We start from the raw sequence: 17108 nt of genomic DNA, 5'->3' as shown, positions 1-17108 counted from the left end.
GAGCGCCTGAACGTGCGTCCGGGCCCGACGGCCACGGCCGAAAGGGACCGACGCTCGTTCGCCGGGCCTCGACGGCTGGACAGCGGGAGGAGGGTTGCGCGCATCGGCACGGGGACTCCATGGCCTCTCGTGCGAGGTCTTCCCCGGTCCATCGACCGGCCGGAGCCCGGGCGCGGGGGCCGGGACTGACGGGCATCGGCACCGCAGGTGCGGCGGGTACTCCCCTCGTGCGAAAGATGTTACACGTAACCCTCGTCGTATGTCTACGTGGAGATCGCGGGCCTGCCACGTGGGCGCACAAGGCCCCTTCGCAGCGGCCAGGATCTACGCGCGAGGCCGGGTCGAACCGGTTGCCGCCACGGCAGCGCACATCGACCAAGCAGTGGGCGCGGCGACCGCCACTGCCGGCGACGAGGACAATGCCGGCCACGCTGCCCTGGGCGCCGGCGTCGAATCCACCACCGCGCGCACGTCGTCCAGCCCGACGGGCACACCACGGCGGTCGCGGTACCAGGAGTCGCCCCGTGCGTCCGCGGGCGCACGTCGCAGGCCGGGGCCCTCGAGGCCTTCCGGTGGGGCATCCCCGGCCGCTTCCTGCCCCCGGAAGGGGCGCCCTCAACCCCACGCAGGCCGGAGCCCTCGCGCGTACTCCGCACACCCAGCGCAGGTGCGCGGAGCCGCGAGATGCACGATCAACGGGCGACGCTCACCACGACCGTTCTCCGGTCATCGGTGTCGTTCCGCCACGGGAGGCCGGCCCGCTCAAGCGCGTCGACGAGGGCAGCCTCCACGTGGCGTGGATGCAGCAGCGGGAAGTCCCGGACCAGGTTGCCCGCCTCGTCGAAGCAGAGCTCGTCGTCCTCGGATGCCCATAGGACGTAGGAGCCGGCCCCCGCGGGGAATGAGGCGGCGAGCCACTCCTCCACACGGCGGCGCGCGCCTTCGCCGTCCTGGTCCGTGGTCGGCACGGCGGCGATGCCGTACCGGCGGAGGATGGCGAACGCGAGCTCGAGCCTGGCCCGGTCCGAGGCCTGGGCGATCCAGCACGGCGGTGGCGGTCCGGACGCCGGGTCAGGGTGGTAGGCGCACGTGGTTCTGCCGATGGCGGAGTGTCCCCGGTGCTGTGCGGTGGCGACGTTCACTGCCCCTGCCCCAGCGAGTAGCCCGGCTCCCCGTCGAACCGGTAGAGACCCTCGGTCTTCACGAAGTCGAGGCCGGCCCGCTCGAGGAAGTGCAGCAGCTGGAGCACGTGCTTGGGGTGGGCGCAGCCCTCGGACGGCGCCAGGAAGCGGGCCCGCCAGTGATCGGTGCAGAACGTCTCCGGAAGCCCGTCCGGCCAGACCTTCACCCCGCGGTTGGAGATCATCCGCAGCTGCAGGTAGCAGCTGCGCGACGCCTCGCGGAGGGCGGCGGCGAGGTCGTCGGGGGAGATGCCGGCCCGGTGGACGAAGACGTCCACGCCGTCCATGGTCTTCCGCTCCGGCTCGCGCACCGCCGGGGACGGCGGTGTGAACGGGGGCAGGTCGGCGTAGGTGACCGCCGGCAGGGTGGCGGGGCGCTCACCCAGCCGCGCGATGACGGCATCGGCGAAGGCCCGCGTGCCCAGCGGGGTGCGACCAGGTGGGGCGATGTCGTAGGTGGCCGCGCCGGCCTCGAGGGCGGCCAGCCAGGCGTTGTGGACGCGCTCGGCGACCTCCGCCTGGCCGATGTGCACCAGCATCATCACCGCGCCCATGAGCAGGCCCGAGGGGTTGGCGACGTCCTGACCCGCGCGCCGCGGAGCCGAGCCGTGGATCGCCTCGAACATGGCCACCTGGTCGCCGATGTTCGCCGAGCCGGCCAGCCCGACAGATCCGGCGACCTGGGCCGCGACATCGGAGAGGACGTCGCCGTAGAGGTTGGGCATGACCACGACGTCGAAGGCCTCGGGGGTGTCGGCCAGCTTGGCCGCGCCGATGTCGACGATCCAGTGCTCGGACTCCAGGTCCGGGTACTCGGCGGCCACCTCGTCGAAGACGCGGTGGAACAGCCCGTCGGTCAGCTTCATGATGTTGTCCTTGGTGAAGCAGGTGACCTTCCGGCGGCCGTGCCGGCGGGCGTGCTCGAAGGCGTAGCGGACGATGCGCTCGCACCCGGGCCGGCTGATCAGCTTGAGGCACTGGGTGACCTCGTCGGTCTGCCGGTGCTCGATACCGGCGTAGAGGTCCTCTTCGTTCTCCCGGATGACGACGACGTCCATGCCCGGGTGCCGGGTGGGCACGAACGGCGAGTACGCCACGCACGGGCGCACGTTGGCATAGAGGCCCAGCGCCTTGCGCACCGTGACGTTGAGCGACTTGAAGCCTCCTCCCTGCGGGGTGGTGATGGGGGCCTTGAGGAAGACCCTGGTGCGCCGCAGCGACTCCCAGGCCGCTGCCTCGATGCCGGCGGTGTGCCCGCGCCGGTAGACCGCCTCGCCGATCTCGATCTCCTCGACGGCGAGCCGGGCGCCGGCCGCCTCGAGGACGCGCAGGGTGGCATCCATGATCTCCGGGCCGATGCCGTCGCCCCGTGCGACCGTGATCGGCACCGCCGGCGGGCGCTCCTGCGGTCGGGGTGCCGGTGCCGGTGCCAGCTGGTCGGGGGTGGCGGTGGTGGTCATGGGGGCCTCCTCGCTGGAGTCATGCGTAACGCTTTACGCGAAAAACGTATCGCATGATTGGGGGAGTCGCAACGCCCGGTGAGCGGCCGGCGGTGTGGTGCGCAGGGGAGCGCCGGGCACGTGCCGGCCGGGCGGTCAGGTGGCGAGCGAGCCGGCGAAGATCTGCCACGCGAGCGCGCTCTTCGCGACCAGGCTGAGAACGAGGTAGGCCTTCTCGCCGTAGGCGTAGCTGCGCCACCGCCCGATCTGCCGGTACTGCAGCCACTGGTTGAGCGCGAAGCTCATGAAGAACACGAACAGCGAGAAGAAGATCCCGTAGACGAACCCGGGGATCTGGTCGGCGCCGACGATGTTCGCGGTGATCGCCACCCAGGGTGCCGCGCCGGCGACGCAGCCGAACCAGAAGGGGAGCATCGTCGTGCGGGCGCGGCCGGGTGGGTTGACCAGCTCCTGCAGCCAGCCGAACAGGATCATCGCCACGTTGGCGCCGGCGATCCCGATCAGCGCGCTCAGACCGGTGATGCCGGTGTAGGCGCAGATCAGCAGCACCATGATCGTCGCGCTGAGCGAGTACTCCAGCCAGCGGAACCGGTTGATTCCGCGGCGCAGCCCCTCCTCGTAGCGGCGGCGCAGCGCGGTGGCCGTCACCAGGTGGTCCAGCGCGGCCAGGCCGAGAAACACGGCGATGGCCCCGCCGACGTCGACGTCGACGAGCGGTTCCGGGGCCGGTACGGCCGTCCCCGGTGGCCCGGCCGGGAAGGACGACGTCACGGTGATCGCGAAGCTGCCGGCGAGCAGCAGCACCGCGACGGCCTGGGCGGCGTGCAGCACCGTCAGCGCCAGGTTCCAGCGGCGGAGCCCGGCGAGGCGGGCCTCGTCCACCCCCGTCGCGACCGGCTGTGACCCGGCTGAGGCGGTGGTGCTCACGGCATCTCCCGCGGGTAGGTACGGCGTGGTCCCAGCTACCCGCCCGACGCCGGGCGGTAGCGCTCCCGCAGCGGCGGCGGGATGCGGGTCAGCTCGTCGTCGGGGAACGGTGCCAGCAGCCGCCAGGCCGTGTCGAGGGTCTCGGCGATGCTGCGGCGCCCTCCGCCCTGGCCGACGAAGTCGCGTTCGAAGCCCTCGGAGAAGGCCAGGTAGCGCCGGTCCTCGTCCGAGAGCGCCCCCTCGCCGACGATCGACAGCAGCCGCCGCACTTCGACGCCGCGGGCGTGGCAGGCGTAGAGCTGGTCGGCGACGGCCCGGTGGTCCTCCCGGGTCTTCCCCTTTCCGATGCCGGCGTTCATCAGCCGGGACAGCGACGGCAGGACGTCGATCGGTGGCGTCACGCCGGTGCGGTTGAGCTCCCGGGAGAGCACGACCTGGCCCTCGGTGATGTAGCCGGTCAGATCGGGCACCGGGTGGCTGATGTCGTCGTCGGGCATGGACAGGATCGGCAGCTGGGTCACCGAACCCGCGCGGCCGCGCACCCGTCCCGCGCGCTCGTAGAGGGTAGCCAGGTCGGTGTACATGTACCCTGGGTAGCCGCGTCGCCCGGGCAGTTCCTCGCGGGCCGCGGAGATCTCCCGCAGGGCCTCGCAGTAGCTGGTCATGTCGGTGAGGACGACGAGCACGTGCAGGTCGTGCTCGTAGGCGAGGTGCTCGGCGATGGTCAGGGCCACCCGCGGGGTGAGGATGCGCTCGACGGTCGGGTCCTCGGCCAGGTTGAGCAGCAGCACCGAGCGTTGCAGGGCGCCGGTCGCGGCCAGGCGCTCGGTGAAGAAGTCCGCCGTCCGCCGGGTCACGCCCATCGCGGCGAAGACGACGGCGAACCCGGCGTCGTCATCGCCGGGCACCCGGGCCTCGGTGGCGATGCGGGCCGCCAACTCGTCGGCGGGCAGCCCGTAGCCGGAGAACACCGGCAGCTTCTGGCCACGGACGAGGGTGAGCAGCCCGTCGATCGCCGAGAGGCCGGTCTCGATGAACTCGTCCGGGTGGTCGCGGGCCACCGGGTTCAGCGGCAGGCCGCCGACGTCGCGCTCCTCCTCGGGCACCGGCTCCGGGCCGCCGTCGCGCGGGCGGCCGGCGCCGTCGAGCACGCGGCCGAGGTAGGCCCGGCCGACGCCGGTGCGGGCCGGCCGGCCGCGGGAGAGCACCGTGGTGCCCTCCCGGCCGATGCCCGCGGTGCCGCCGAACACCTGCACGACGGCCCGTGACCCATCCACCTCGAGCACCTGCCCGCGGCGGGTGAGGCCGGCGCCGGTCGCGCCGCCGGCCGCCTCCACCTCGACGAACTCGCCGTAGGCGAGGTCGTCGGCGCTGTCGATGACCAGCAGCGGGCCGGCGATCCGGTCGACGGCGGTGTGGCCGACCGCGAACAGCGGCTCGGTGCCGGCAGCGGGGACGGCGGTCATCGGGTTCCCTCCAGTGCGGTCCGGACCCGGGCGGCCAGCGCGGGCGACTCGGCGACGGCGTCGGCGGCCGTCCACTGCTTCATGGCGGCCAGCTCACCCAGCGCGGCGGTGCTGACCAGCGCGGTGGGGTCGGCCCCCCGGGCCAGCGCCTCGGTCATGGCGGTGTGCACGTCGCGCAGGGTGCGCAGCATGGCCGCCGACTTCGCCGGGGGGCAGCTCGCGTCGCGCTCGTCGAAGGACGACTGCTGCAGGAAGACCTCGCGCAGCAGCCGGCCGGTGCGCAGCACCACCCGCTGCTCCGGTGCCAGCGCTTCGACGCCGAGCAGCGCGACGACGTCGGTCAACGAGCCCTCCTGCTGGAGCAGGGCGAGCGCCCATGCGCGCAGCTCCGACCAGGCGGGGTCCACCTCGGAGTCGAACCACCCGACGACGTCGTACTGGGTGAAGCTGCGGGTCCAGTTGATCGCGGGGTAGTGGCGCTGCCGGGCCAGCGCGGTGTCCAGCCCCCAGAAGGCCCCGGCCAGGCGCAGGCTGTTCTGCGTGATCGGTTCGGAGAAGTCGCCGCCGGCGGGGGAGACCGCGCCGATGACGGTGACCGATCCGGTGCGGTCGCCGTCGCCTGCGTCGTCCCGGCTGACGTCGTCCGGGGCGCCGCCCAGGCAGACCACGCGGCCCGAGCGCTCGTAGAAGCCGGCGAGCCGGGAGGCGAGGTAGGCCGGGTAGCCGTCCTCGGCCGGGATCTCCTCCAGCCGGGTCGACACCTCCCGCAGCGCCTCGCCCCAGCGGCTGGTGCTGTCGGCCATGAGCGCGACGTCGTAGCCCTGGTCGCGGAAGTACTCGGCGTAGGTGATGCCGATGTAGATGCTGGCCTCGCGGGCGGCGACCGGCATGTTGCTGGTGTTGGCCACCAGCACGGTGCGCTGCATCAGCGGTGCCCCGCTGCGCGGGTCGACCAGCTCGGGGAACTCCTCGAGCACCTCGGTCAGCTCGTTGCCGCGTTCACCGCAGCCCACGTAGACCACCACGTCCGCGGCGGCGTGCTTGGCCAGGGCCTGCTCGGTCATGGTCTTTCCGGTGCCGAAGCCGCCCGGGATGATCGCGCTGCCGCCGGCGGCGACCGGGAAGAGCACGTCGAGGACCCGCTGCCCAGTGACCAGGGGCCGGTCCAGCGGCAGCCGCGCGCGCACCGGCCGCGGGTCGCGCACCGGCCAGCGTTGCCGCATCGTCACCGGCCGCCCGTCGATTTCGACGACGGTGTCGGTGACCGTGGCGGGGCCGGGGTGCACCGCGGTCACCGTCCCGCTCGTACCGGGCGGCACCAGCACGCGGTGCTCCAGGGCGGGCGTCTCGGGGACCGTGCCGAGCACGTCCCCGGGGCCGACCCGCTGGCCGGGGCCGACCGCCGGCCGGAAGTCCCAGCGGCGCTCGCGGTCCAGCCGCGGCGGGTCGGCGCCGCGGGCGATGAACGGCCGGGCGACGCCGCCGTCCGCGGCCGACCCGGCCAGCACGGTCAGCGGCCGGCCGGTGCCGTCCACGATGCTGCCGAGCAGCCCCGGCCCGAGCTCGGCGAGCAGCGGGGCGCCGGTGGAGACGACGGGGTCGCCGACCCTCAGGCCCGCGGTGTCCTCGAACACCTGCACGGTCACCTGGTCGCCCTCGATTCGGATGGCCTCTCCGGGGAGGCCCTCGGCGCCGACGCGCACCACGTCGAAGAGGCGGACGCCGGGCAGGCCCACGGCGGTGACGACGGGGCCGGCGATGCGGTGCAGGCGGCCCTGCGGTCCGTCGGCCTCGCGGACCTGCGGAACGGCGTCGGTGGTGGTCGCCGTGCTCATGACCGGTCTCCTTCCGGGGTGAACGTGATCTCATAGCCCACCGAGCGGGCCAGCAGCTCCTGCATGCGGGACCGGCGGGAGCCCGCGGCGCCGTCGTCCTCGGCGGGCAGCGGGATGACCAGGGGAACGGTGCGGGCGGCCCACTCGGCGCGCACCGGGGCCGGCAGCGCGGACCAGGTCCGCTCGGCGACCGCGACGACGCCGCGGAAGCCCGCGGCGAGCTCGGCCTCGACGAGCTCCTGCACCCGAGCGGGATCGCTCTCGGCGACGGTCCGGGTGCCGGCGAGGCGGAAGCCGGCGGCCATGTCGCGGGGGACCACGACCAGCAGGTCGGCCGGCCAGCCCGGCGGGGGCGCCGCAGCCGGGGCGCTCACGCGGCCCTCCGGGTGCCGTCCGCCGGGGTGGATGCCGGCGGAGCGACCGGGGCGGTGAGCACGAGGCGGCGCAGCGCGAGGGTCTCCAGCTCGACCGCGGCGACGTAGCCCAGCGGGACGTCGACGCCCAGCGGGTCGCCGGTCCGGCCGGCCCGCGCCGCCGCGGTGAGCAGGTGCCGCTCGAGCGCTCGGCCCAGGCCGGCGAGGTCACCGGCGGTCGAGGCCCGGGCCGTCTCGCCGCGCCACTCGGCGGGCGCGGCGGAGGCCGGGTCGCCGCCGGCGGCCACGGCCACGAGCGCCCGCACCGGAATCTCGCCGGCCGGCAGCAGGTGCGCGGGGACCTCGGTGGGGTCGGTGCCGGCGCGGCCGAGCCGGAGGGCGGCGACCAGGTTGGCCGCGTCCCGCTCGGCGGCGACGAAGCGGCGCAGCGGCGCGGCCGGCCGCCCGACCTCGACCAGCAGCCGGTCGGCCCGTTCCGCCGCGGCACGGGCGACGGCCAGCTCGAGCTCGGCCAGGTCGCCGTGCAGCAGGTAGCGCTCCCACGCCCGGCGGGCCGCCGCGGCGGTCCCGGGGTCGGGCAGCCGGGCCTCGGCCAGCCGCTGCACGACCGCCTCGGCCTCCTCGGCCACCACGTGCCGCGCGGCCGCGGGGGTCAGCGCCCCGACCCCGTGCAGCGCGGCCAGGACGTCGTCGTCGGGCAGGTCGTGCGCCGCCCCGCGCAGCAGGGTGAGGGTGTCAGCCAGGTCGTAGCGGGACAGCAGCACGCCGACGACGTCGGCCGCCTCGCCCCGGTAGACCGCGCGCACCCCACGCAGCGCCTCGCGCCGGCGCTCCTCGACCGCCTCGAGCAGCACCTGGCGGCCCACGGGGCCGGGCGGCATCCCGGTCCCGTACGCGGTGGTCCGCAGGTCGGCGGCGAGCCCGGCCAGATCGCGGCCGGCCAGCCGGGCGAGCTGCTCGGGGTCGAGCAGCGCACCCCGCCGGGCCCGCAACCGGGTGTTCCCCATGACGAAGTCCGGACGTCCCATCACCGACCCCCGCCGTCGGCGGTCGCTGCCCACCGGGCGGCGACCGCCGCGCGCGAGGCGGGCCAGGCCGCCTCGAGCCGTGCCTCGAGGGTGTTGTCGACGAACCGCCCCCCGGTGTCGGCCACGACGCAGCCGCCCCAGGTGTCGAGGTCGGTCCGGAGGCCGAGGTCGCCGTGCCGCGCGACGAGCTCGCGGGCGAGGGCGGCGTCCCGGGGGTCCACCCGCACCACGGCCGGCGCGGCGAGCGCGCCGAGCGCCTCGGTGAGGCACCGCTCGAGCACCGCACCGGAGGCCGGCGTGCCGCGCAGGCCCGCCAGCCGGGCGCGGGTGCGCTCGAGCACCTCGCGCAGCGCCTCGTCCTGCGCCGCCCGCACCTGCGCGGCCGCGTCCGCCCGGGCCGCGGCGACCGTGCGGTCGGCGGCCCGGGTGCCCCGCCGCTCCGCCTCGGCCAGCGCCTCCGCCCGGGCGGCGTCGGCCTCGGCGCGGGCCTGTCCGGTGATGCGACTGGCCTCGTCCGCGGCCGCCTGCCGTGCCCGGTCGAGCTCGGCGGCCGCGTCCTCGTCGAGCGAGGTGAGCAGGTCGGTGAGGCTCACGTCAGCCGCCGAGGAGCAGGATGATCATCGCCGCGACGGCGAAGCCGAGGATGACCGTCGTCTCCGGCAGCGCGACGAACAGGATCGCCCGTCCGGTGAGTTCCGGCTTCTCGGCGATCGCGCCCATCGCTGCCGCGCCGATGCGCGCCTGCGCGATGCCGGCGGCCAGGGCGGCGAGCCCGACGGCCAGGCCGGCGCCGACGGCGAGCAGTCCGAGTTCCATGCTGATCTCCTCCTGTGCTGGGGTGTGGTCAGGTGCCGGCCGGTTCGACGTTGCTCACCGGGTCAGTGCTCCGGCGACCGGCTCGGCCGGCGCCGGTACCGGCTGGGCCGCGGGGGCCGCGGGTCCTGCCGGGGGTCGGGACGGGGCGGGTTCCTGCGGGGCGGGCAGGTCCGCGCCGAGCGGCGCGAAGGCCCGGCCGTTGCCCTCGTAGAACTTGCTGAAGAACTCCACGTAGTGCAGCCGCAGCGCCTGGATCATCGGGCTGAACGCGGCGAGCGCGAGGTTCAGGGAGTGGAAGAACACCGCGATGAGCAGCCCGAGCAGCAGGGGGGCCTGGCGGGCCAGCTCGTTGGCGACGATGGCCAGGTACACCGAGGCCAGACCGACGGCGGCCAGCCGCAGGTAGGACAGGATGTTGCCGATCGTCCCCACGACCTCCAGCGGCCCGAGCAGCGCGCCCAGCGCCCCGTGCACAACCGAGGCCAGCACGACGCCGACGACCACCGCGGCCACCGCTGGGGTGATGGCCCCGCCCGGCAGGACGCCGACGACGGCGCCGGCGAGGGCGAACAGCCCGCACAGCACCAGCAGGGTGCCCAGGCGCTCGAGGGCGTGGCCGGAATGGCGCTCGCGCACCGCCGTCCACAGCCCGATCAGCAGGCCGAGGACCACATGGGCCGCTCCGACGCCGAGCACGAACAGCAGCAGGGGCTCCAGGGCCGCGGGCCCGCCGCGGTAGAACCACAGCGCCGGCATGTCCAGGGCGTAGCGGCCGAAGTTGCCGAACAGCTCGCCGAAGAGCACTCCGAAGATCGTCGACCACCAGCCGCCGGCGATCAGGATGCGACCGCCGTCGTCCGCGGCCTGGCTGCGGACGCCCCACCGCCGGCGGATGCCCCACCCGATGGCCACCAGCAGCAGGCCGTAGCCGACGTCGCCCACCATGATGCCGAACAGGAGCGGCAGGACCACCGCCATGAGGCCGGTCGGGTCCAAGCCGCCCTGGCCGGGCCAGGACAGGAAGCCCACGAGCCGCTCGAAGGGCCGGAAGAACCGGACGTTGCGCAGCAGGGTCGGCGGCGTGCCGACGCGGTCGCGGGCGCGCACCTCGGTCACCACGACCGGTCGGTCGGTGCCGGCCAGGGCATCGGCCACGGCCGCCGAGCGGGACCGCGGCGTCCACCCGCGCAGGGCGAAGGTCCGCTCGGTGAGGTCGACCCGAACAGTGGCCGACGCCCGCTCGAGGCGCGCGGCCAGGGTTCCGCACGCCGCGCGCAGGGCCGGCACCGCAGCCGCCAGCGCGTGACGCAGGTGGCGCTCGGCCTCCGCCAGCTCCGTCGGCAGCGCGGCGAGGCGGCCCTGCATCCGCGCCACGGCCGAGGCCAGGGACTGGGACGCGTACTCCTCGGGCAGGTCCACCCGGGCGATGCGGTCGCGCCCTAGCAGCCCCTCCACCTCGGCCGCGCGGGTGCTCGGCACGAGGAGGAGGCAGCCGACGGCGCTGCCGTCGACCGGCGCGGTGACCAGCAGGAAGCTCCTGCCCAGGAACTCCTCGAGCTGCCCGCGCAGCTCGGCGGTGACCGCCCCGTCGGGGTCGTCGAGACTGAGCGCGATCTGGGTGAGGTGCATCGCGGCGAGCTCGGCGTCGGAGAGCTCGGCCAGCTCGGGGACCAGCGGCAGCAACGCTGCCAGGGACGCCGTGCTGCGCGGCAGCCCGTCCGCCTCCTCCCGCAGCCGCTCGAGGGTTGCCTGGACGGCCGCCGTGCGAGCTTCCTCCCGCGACACCAGTTCGGCGAGCTGCGCGGTGGACGGCTCGGGCTCGTCCGGCGGGGGCAGCAGCGGCGAGGCGTCGGCCGGCGCGGCGAGGGCGAGCAGCCGCTCGGCGCGGTACAGGAGCCCGGCGAGCTCGCGCCGGTCGCCGTCCACCGCCGCCGGCGGCTCGGTCGGCTCGTCCTGCGCCGCAGCGCCGGGTGCGTCGGTCACCTCGACCGTGCGCACGTGCTGCAGCCGGCGCAGGACGTCGTCCAGCTGCTCGCGGTGGCCCAGGATCTCCAGCTGGGTCATAGGTACGAGCACGTCACCGCTCCCGGTCGCGGTGGTCGGCGGGGACGGCGCCGGTGGGGGCGGGGTCGGCGCCGGGGGCGACCAGCGCCACCAGGGCGGTCACGTCGTCCTCGACCGCGGCGGCGGCCGCCGCCCGCAGGTCTGCGGCCCGGCTCCGACCCTCGGCGCGCACTGCCGCGGCGTCGCGCTCGGCGGCGGCGAGGAGCTCGGCCTCGCGCCGACGGGCGAGCTGACCGGTCTCCGCCGCCGCCGCCTCGCGCAGGCTGCGCGCCTCGGCGGCGGCGCGGTCGACCAGCTCCGTGGCACCCCGGGCGGCGGAGAGCCGTTCGCCGATCTCCTTCTCCAGCTCCCGGACGGCGCGCAGGGACTCGGTGCTCATCGACGGCTCCCGGTGATCGACGGCGCCCGGCCGGGGCCGGGCGGACGGGCCGCGGCTCGGCGCCGGGCCTGGGTGCGGGCCCGCTTGAGGCGGGCGGTCTCCTCGCGTTCGCGCTCGTCAAGCGCCAGCGCGATGCGGCGGGCCTCGTCCCGCAGTCGCGGGATGACCACGTGCTCCAGGCCGTTCACCTGGCGGGTGGTCCGGGCGATCTCCTCGGCCAGCCGGCGGACGGTCAGCTCGAGGGCGGCCAGGTCGAGCAGCGCGTCGACCTCTTCCTCGTAGGCGTCGGCAGCAGCGTCGACGTGCGGGTCGACCAGGGTCGTCTCGTAGCCGCGACCGCCGGTGCCGCGCCGGACCGGGGCGTGCTCGGCGTCGACGACCACGACGCCGGCCACCGCGGAGCCCGACAGCCGGACGCCGACCCGCCCGGCAGCGCCGAAGGACGCGGACTCGACCGGCTCCGAGCCGAGCTCCGCGCGCGCCCGGTCGAGGCGGTCGTGCGCCCGGGAGGCGCTCCGCGCGAGCTCCTCGAGGCGCTGCAGCAGTGCCGCGCTGCGCGCCTGGAAGGCGCGGATGAGGGCGGAGCGCTTGTCCTGGAGGAGATCGCGCCCCTGGAGGGCGAGAGCGGTCCGGCGCCGCCGGGCCAGCAACTCGCTGCGGGTGGGGCTCGGAGCGTCCACTCGGTCTCCAGCGCGTCAGGTGGGAGGATGCGTCCACGGGGCCCGCATCGGTACGGCACCCCGCCGTCCTTAGACGCACAATACGCGAAGTGTGCTTCTTGTGTCAATCGGAGCGCCCGGCTCCTTGCGGGTCGAGATCCCCGAAGGCCGACAGGAAGTCGCGCACGCTGTCCAGGCCCGCTTCGGGGTCGACGAGCGCGCAGTCGGGATGCACGGTGTAGTGGTTGCGCCGGCCTCGGCGGGTGCGGTGCAGGTAGCCGACGCGCTCGAGGTCGTGCAGCAGGTCCAGCGCCGCCCGCGGCGTGACGCCGACGGTCGCGGCCAACTCGCGCACGCGCGCATCGGGCTCGCGAGCGATCGCCAGGAGCAGGTGCGCGTGGTGTGTCAGCAGCCCCCACGGCCGGTCCGGTCGCCCGGCCGCGTCATGGCTCCGACCCACGGAGTCATGACGCACGACCCCGTCCACCGCCGGAAGGTGTGGGGGCGAGGTCGGTGACGAGGAGACTCGCGGCACCGGGTCCACCCTCGTGCGGCCGGTCGCCATGCACACCCCTCCTCGTGCCGAGCTCTTGCGGGACGTGGTCGTCCTGCGGTCGGTTCACTTAACCCCACCTTGATTCGCGAGAATAGCTTCGCTAGAGTTGGGACGTCGACCCCTCGCGAAAGGCGGTGCGGCCTACCAGTGCCCCCTCTGCGGACTGCGATTCACCGTCCGCACAGTCCTCGACTACCACGTGCGGGAGGACCACCGGCCCCGGCGGAGCTCGCCGGTCTCCGAACCCGCCCGGAGCGGAGGTGACGGGCGATGACGACACCGGCCTCCTCGTCCGTTCTCGCGGCCACGGCCGACCCGCTCACCTCGCTCGTCGTTGCGGTCTGGCTCGTCGTTGTCCTGAGCGGTATCGCCGTCCTGAGCCGCGCTGTCGGTGGGCGGGGGCTAGACGGAGCCCCGGATCGCGCGCTGCGGAGAAGTGATCCGCGGCGCGACGGCTCGGTGGGGGCATCGCCGGCCTCGAAGGGTGAGGACATCTCCCCTTGCCGTCACGGTCGCCCGTCAGAGCGGTGTCAACGACGAGGGCCCGGTTCGCGTACGGCGAACTCGCCCAGGGTTTGCCTGACCGGCGCAACTGGCCGTCGGCGGCGGCCTCCGTTACGAGGATCTCCGCCTCGTCCGAAACCGCTATCGACGGCGCCTGATCTCTAGCGCGCCTGTCACGCGAGAGGGCGTTGGGCGGTGCTCGCTCGTCGCAGATGGGCCCGTTGCGGAGCGTGGCCCAGAGGACGTTCAAGGCGTTGTTGGCGGCGATCAACACGCTTGCGCCGCCACGCGCGTCGGCCTGAGCGCTGGCCGGTGACCGGGCTCCCGCGCCAGCCATCCAGTACTGATGCTCGTGGAGCCGCAACACGGGGCACCGCCGCGTTCGGAGGAGGGCGGCGCCGACGTTCGAGCGCAGGTACTGCAGAGTGGCGGCAGCGGAACCGATCATCGGGGCGCGCTGTTCATGCGAGACGGCAAGGTCTGCACCACTTACTCATCAAATACTCCCGCACGCAGTCGTCCTGAACCGGCGTAACCAACGCACCGGTCGGGCACTGACCTGCGCGTTCAGCTCAGATCAACTACACCCAACGCTTCAAGATCAAATCGCAGGGTTACTGGTTCGAGTCCAGTCGGGGGAGCATCTCTCCAGGTCAGGCGCCTGACTGGCCCTCCGCAGCGGCCGCCACGACGTACATACGACGAAGATTCGTTTCAGTCGGCATCCCAAGACTCTGCGCCTGCATGGTCGCCCGTCGGCTGATCAGCGGTCGCGCTCGAGCGCCGTCGCCGCCTCCGGGGCGGCCAAGCCCCGGCCCATGTAGACGTCTTGGGTCAGGCTCGGCCGGTTGTGCCCGAGGTGGTCGGCGATCTGGCGAGCCGACAGCCCAGCCTCGTCCAGCCGTGTGGCCACCGTCTTGCGAAAGACGTGCGAGGTCACCCAGTCGAAGCCGGCCCGGTCGAGGGCCTGGCGCAGAGTGCTGCTGGTGTTGTGCGGGTCCCGCAGCCGACCGGTCGGGCTGGGGAAGGCCACCTCCGAACCGTCCCCCGCGGACACCTGCGCCCGACGGCGGCGGAGCAGATCCACGATGAACTCCGGCAGGGCGATCGTGCGCCGGCCGGCGGTGGTCTTCGGAGCCTCCTGGATGGCCAGGCCGCGGCCGGGCACGCGAATCAACGTCGCCTCGACGCGCAACGTCGCGCTGGTGGCTCCGGCACTGCTCCTGCTGCTGTCGTTCGCGGTTGTCGCCGGCCGCGCGCAGATCGCCGAAGGTGCGGTTGCAGAGGCCGCCCGCGCGGCCGCCCGCGAGGCCTCCCTGGCCCGCAGCGGCGACGCCGCCGCCGCCGCGGCCCGCGCCGAGCAGGCGCTGATCGACCAGGACCTGCACTGCCAGAGCACCACCGTCGACATCGACACCGCCGGCTTCCAGGCGCCCCCCGGCCAGCCGGCCGACGTGACCGTCACCGTCAGCTGCGTCGTCGGCATGGCCGACCTGCTGGCCCCGGGCCTGCCCGGATCGGTCACCGTCGAGGCGTCGTTCACCAGTCCGCTCGACGCGTTCCGCGAACGATGACCACCCGACAGCGTCGCCTGGCGGCCGACTCCGACCAGGGGTCGATCAGCGCGTTCTTCGCCGTCCTCGTCCCCGCCCTCCTCCTGGTCATCGGCCTGGCCGTCGACGGCGGCGCCAAGGTCGCCGCCACCCAACGGGCCAACGCCATCGCCGACGAAGCCGCCCGCGCCGGCGGGCAGGCCCTCGACATCGCCGCCGCCCTCGCCGGAGTCATCCGGGTCGACCCGGCCGCCGCCATCGCCGCGGCCGAGAACTACCTCGACCGCAACGGCGTCGCCGGCGCCGTCACCGTCGTCGACGGCGACACCCTGCGCGTGACCACCACCGTCACCGAACCCACGACGTTCCTCGGACTCATCGGCATCACCACGCTCACCGTCGAAGGCACGGGCACCGCCGACCTGATCACCGACGACGAGGAGGCAAACCCGTGACCACCCACACGAGCGTCGAGCCGCTGCGCCGCCTCGCAGCGCTGCTCGTCCTCGCCGCCGCCGTGCTCGGCGCACCGGTCGCGCTGTGGCAGCTCGGCGGCGCCTACCTGCCCAACGAGCTGCCCTCCTGGGCGCAGGTGTCGGCCGGCCTGAGCGCGCCGGACAGCGGCGCCGTCCTCCTCGGGCTGCTGGTCCTCATCGGCTGGGCAGCCTGGGCGGCATTCGCACTGTCCGTGGTTGTCGAGCTGGCCGCTCAGCTGCGCGGCCTCCCGCCGCTGCGACTGCCCGGTCTGGCCACACCTCAACAGGTGGCCGGCCTGCTGGTCGCCACCGTCATCGGCCTGAGCGGCGGCCCCCTTCTCGCGGCGCCGGCGCTGGCCGCACCTCCCGTCGCTGCACATCTGCCTACCCAGGCACCGCTGCCCACCCCGGAGCCGGTGCCCAGCCCCGCGGCCCAGCCGACGGCGGCCCCTACAGGAGGGCCCACATACACCGTCCAGCCGCGGGATACCCTCGGCCGCATCGCCGCCCGCCAGCTGGGGGACTGGTCCCGCTTCGAGGAGATCCTCGACCTCAACCGCGGCCGGCCCCAACCCGACGGCGGCGCGCTCACCGATCCCGCGCTCATCCGCCCCGGCTGGGTCCTGATTCTCCCGCCCGACGCCTCAGGCCCTGCGGCTGCACCCGCCGCCGAGCAGGTGATCGTTCAGCCCGGCGACACCCTCACCGGCATCGCCCAGGAGAACGGGCTGGACAGATGGCAGCCGATCTTCGACCTCAACGCGGGCGAGACCCAGCCCGGTGGCGGCACCTTCACCGACCCTGACCTGCTCCGCCCCGGCCAGGTGCTCGACCTGCCCCCACGCGAGCCCTCGCCCGCCGAACCCCCGGCAGGCGAACCGGCACCACCTTCGACGACGGTCCCACCCACGGAGGTCAGCGAGCCGGCACCCGAGCCGGAGCCGGAGGCGCCGCGATCCACCGCACCGTCCCCGCCGTCGGACCCCGTGCCGGAGGACGAGAGCCCCGCGCCGACAGCGGAATCCGACACCTCGGACACGGACAACCAGGAGTCGACGTCCGGGCTGGCGACCGTGCTCGGCGGAAGCGGGGCGCTGCTCGCGGCCGGCATCGCCGCCGCCTGGCTCGCGCACCGCCGGCAGCGCCTCCGCAACCGCAGGCCCGGCCGACGGCTGACCCCGCTCCCCGCCGACCTGGCGGCAACCGAGTCCGTCATCGCCACCGCCGGAGCCGTCGGCCAGCCCGACTACCGTGCACTCGACCGGGCCCTGCGGGAATTCGCCGTCCTGCTCTCCACCGACCCCGACGCCCAGCTGCCCGACATCGCCGCCGCCCGGCTCAACACCACCCACCTGCAGCTCCGGCTCCCCGAGGCCGCCAACCAGCCGCCGCCCGCCCCGTGGACCGTCGACGGCACCGGACTGTGGTGGTCCCTGCGCCTCGACCGGTCCACCGGCGTCGACCCCGACGAAGCGCGCGCCCGCCTTGCCCCGTATCCGACCCTGGTCACCATCGGCATTGACGATCACTGGCGCTGGCTACTCGACCTCGAGCACTACGGCGAACTCACCATCGCGGGCCCGGCGGAGCGCCGTGAAGAGCTCGCGCGGCACCTCGCCGCGGAGCTCGCGGTCAACAGCTGGTCGGACCTGCTCACCGTCACCACCATCGACTTCGGCAACGAACTGGCCGACCTGGCGCCCGACCGCCTCGGCATCGCGGACTCCACGGTGTGGTTCCCCCGAGATCGTGGAGGGCTTCCCTATGCCGCTGCTCGGTCGAGCGCGGTCGTCTCGTAGGTGATTGGTGACAGGTTCCCGGCGGCACTGT

17 protein-coding genes are annotated in these 17108 nt (G+C 74.5%); 3 read left to right on the top strand and 14 right to left on the bottom strand.

The features are described from left to right. Positions 1 to 692: 692 nt before the first annotated feature. The 14 genes from ACK586_RS16575 to ACK586_RS16510 form a co-directional block, all read right to left on the bottom strand. Positions 693 to 1142 carry a hypothetical protein gene (locus ACK586_RS16575; RefSeq protein ID WP_409331599.1) on the bottom strand — a complete coding sequence of 150 codons (450 nt, stop codon included), beginning with the start codon at positions 1140 to 1142 and terminating at the stop codon, positions 693 to 695. Continuing rightward, a complete protein-coding gene (locus tag ACK586_RS16570) occupies positions 1139 to 2641 on the bottom strand; it encodes an NADP-dependent isocitrate dehydrogenase (RefSeq protein ID WP_409331598.1) in 1503 nt (500 codons plus the stop codon). Before ACK586_RS16570 ends, ACK586_RS16575 begins: the two co-directional genes overlap by 4 nt. A 135-nt stretch (positions 2642 to 2776) precedes the next feature. Beyond that, positions 2777 to 3568 carry a heliorhodopsin HeR gene (heR, locus tag ACK586_RS16565; protein ID WP_409331597.1) on the bottom strand — a complete coding sequence of 264 codons (792 nt, stop codon included), beginning with the start codon at positions 3566 to 3568 and terminating at the stop codon, positions 2777 to 2779. Positions 3569 to 3603: 35 nt separating this feature from the next. Then, the gene (locus ACK586_RS16560; protein WP_409331596.1) at positions 3604 to 5034 is read right to left on the bottom strand and encodes a V-type ATP synthase subunit B; all 1431 of its coding nucleotides are present in this window, start codon (positions 5032 to 5034) and stop codon (positions 3604 to 3606) included. Continuing rightward, entirely contained in the window at positions 5031 to 6869 is a 1839-nt protein-coding gene (locus ACK586_RS16555; RefSeq protein ID WP_409331595.1) for a V-type ATP synthase subunit A, read from the bottom strand. The genes ACK586_RS16560 and ACK586_RS16555 overlap by 4 nt, the downstream gene beginning before the upstream one ends. Further along, complete coding sequence (locus ACK586_RS16550; RefSeq protein ID WP_409331594.1) at positions 6866 to 7243, bottom strand: V-type ATP synthase subunit F; 378 nt, start codon at positions 7241 to 7243, stop codon at positions 6866 to 6868. Before ACK586_RS16550 ends, ACK586_RS16555 begins: the two co-directional genes overlap by 4 nt. Then, complete coding sequence (locus ACK586_RS16545) at positions 7240 to 8271, bottom strand: V0D/AC39 family V-type ATPase subunit (RefSeq protein ID WP_409331593.1); 1032 nt, start codon at positions 8269 to 8271, stop codon at positions 7240 to 7242. The genes ACK586_RS16550 and ACK586_RS16545 overlap by 4 nt, the downstream gene beginning before the upstream one ends. After that, a complete protein-coding gene (locus ACK586_RS16540; protein ID WP_409331592.1) occupies positions 8271 to 8864 on the bottom strand; it encodes a V-type ATP synthase subunit E in 594 nt (197 codons plus the stop codon). The genes ACK586_RS16545 and ACK586_RS16540 overlap by 1 nt, the downstream gene beginning before the upstream one ends. Before the next feature lies 1 nt (position 8865). Continuing rightward, the gene (locus ACK586_RS16535; protein WP_409331591.1) at positions 8866 to 9087 is read right to left on the bottom strand and encodes a hypothetical protein; all 222 of its coding nucleotides are present in this window, start codon (positions 9085 to 9087) and stop codon (positions 8866 to 8868) included. 54 nt (positions 9088 to 9141) lie between these two features. Further along, a complete protein-coding gene (locus tag ACK586_RS16530; protein WP_409331590.1) occupies positions 9142 to 11151 on the bottom strand; it encodes a V-type ATP synthase subunit I in 2010 nt (669 codons plus the stop codon). 13 nt (positions 11152 to 11164) lie between these two features. Further along, positions 11165 to 11530: a hypothetical protein gene (locus tag ACK586_RS16525; RefSeq protein ID WP_409331589.1), complete on the bottom strand. Its 366-nt coding sequence runs from the start codon at positions 11528 to 11530 to the stop codon at positions 11165 to 11167. Further along, positions 11527 to 12210 (bottom strand): V-type ATP synthase subunit D, encoded by a 684-nt coding sequence (locus tag ACK586_RS16520; protein WP_409331588.1) that lies wholly within the window; start codon positions 12208 to 12210, stop codon positions 11527 to 11529. The genes ACK586_RS16525 and ACK586_RS16520 overlap by 4 nt, the downstream gene beginning before the upstream one ends. Positions 12211 to 12313: 103 nt before the next feature. Continuing rightward, positions 12314 to 12676, bottom strand: a complete 363-nt coding sequence (locus ACK586_RS16515; protein ID WP_409331587.1) for a MarR family transcriptional regulator — start codon at positions 12674 to 12676, stop codon at positions 12314 to 12316. Positions 12677 to 14012: 1336 nt separating this feature from the next. Next, positions 14013 to 14417 (bottom strand): tyrosine-type recombinase/integrase, encoded by a 405-nt coding sequence (locus ACK586_RS16510; RefSeq protein ID WP_409331586.1) that lies wholly within the window; start codon positions 14415 to 14417, stop codon positions 14013 to 14015. Between ACK586_RS16510 and ACK586_RS16505 the strand changes: the two genes are divergently transcribed. From ACK586_RS16505 to ACK586_RS16495, 3 genes are read left to right on the top strand one after another with little or no spacing between them, the layout of a single operon-like run. Further along, positions 14395 to 14823, top strand: coding sequence for a pilus assembly protein TadE (locus ACK586_RS16505; RefSeq protein WP_409331585.1), 429 nt, complete (start codon positions 14395 to 14397; stop codon positions 14821 to 14823). The genes ACK586_RS16510 and ACK586_RS16505 overlap by 23 nt on opposite strands. Further along, positions 14820 to 15257 carry a TadE/TadG family type IV pilus assembly protein gene (locus tag ACK586_RS16500; RefSeq protein WP_409331584.1) on the top strand — a complete coding sequence of 146 codons (438 nt, stop codon included), beginning with the start codon at positions 14820 to 14822 and terminating at the stop codon, positions 15255 to 15257. Before ACK586_RS16505 ends, ACK586_RS16500 begins: the two co-directional genes overlap by 4 nt. Beyond that, complete coding sequence (locus ACK586_RS16495) at positions 15254 to 17077, top strand: LysM peptidoglycan-binding domain-containing protein (RefSeq protein WP_409331583.1); 1824 nt, start codon at positions 15254 to 15256, stop codon at positions 17075 to 17077. The genes ACK586_RS16500 and ACK586_RS16495 overlap by 4 nt, the downstream gene beginning before the upstream one ends. Positions 17078 to 17108 lie beyond the last annotated feature (31 nt).

It is taken from the genome of Trujillonella humicola (genome assembly GCF_046233715.1).
In the GTDB taxonomy this organism is placed as follows: Bacteria; Actinomycetota; Actinomycetes; order Mycobacteriales; family Geodermatophilaceae; genus Trujillonella; species Trujillonella humicola.
Note: the sequence above shows the minus strand (reverse complement) of the source record. Positions and strands in the feature narration are given on the sequence as shown.

What these genes read in the sequence shown, in the direction of transcription:
- ACK586_RS16570 (WP_409331598.1), bottom strand. Translation starts at nt 2,641, where the DNA reads ATGACCACCACCGCCACCCCCGACCAGCTGGCACCGGCACCGGCACCC.
- ACK586_RS16560 (WP_409331596.1), bottom strand. Translation starts at nt 5,034, where the DNA reads ATGACCGCCGTCCCCGCTGCCGGCACCGAGCCGCTGTTCGCGGTCGGC.
- ACK586_RS16555 (WP_409331595.1), bottom strand. Translation starts at nt 6,869, where the DNA reads ATGAGCACGGCGACCACCACCGACGCCGTTCCGCAGGTCCGCGAGGCC.
- ACK586_RS16545 (WP_409331593.1), bottom strand. Translation starts at nt 8,271, where the DNA reads ATGGGACGTCCGGACTTCGTCATGGGGAACACCCGGTTGCGGGCCCGG.
- ACK586_RS16535 (WP_409331591.1), bottom strand. Translation starts at nt 9,087, where the DNA reads ATGGAACTCGGACTGCTCGCCGTCGGCGCCGGCCTGGCCGTCGGGCTC.
- ACK586_RS16530 (WP_409331590.1), bottom strand. Translation starts at nt 11,151, where the DNA reads ATGACCCAGCTGGAGATCCTGGGCCACCGCGAGCAGCTGGACGACGTC.
- ACK586_RS16525 (WP_409331589.1), bottom strand. Translation starts at nt 11,530, where the DNA reads ATGAGCACCGAGTCCCTGCGCGCCGTCCGGGAGCTGGAGAAGGAGATC.
- ACK586_RS16505 (WP_409331585.1), top strand. Translation starts at nt 14,395, where the DNA reads ATGGCCAGGCCGCGGCCGGGCACGCGAATCAACGTCGCCTCGACGCGC.
- ACK586_RS16500 (WP_409331584.1), top strand. Translation starts at nt 14,820, where the DNA reads ATGACCACCCGACAGCGTCGCCTGGCGGCCGACTCCGACCAGGGGTCG.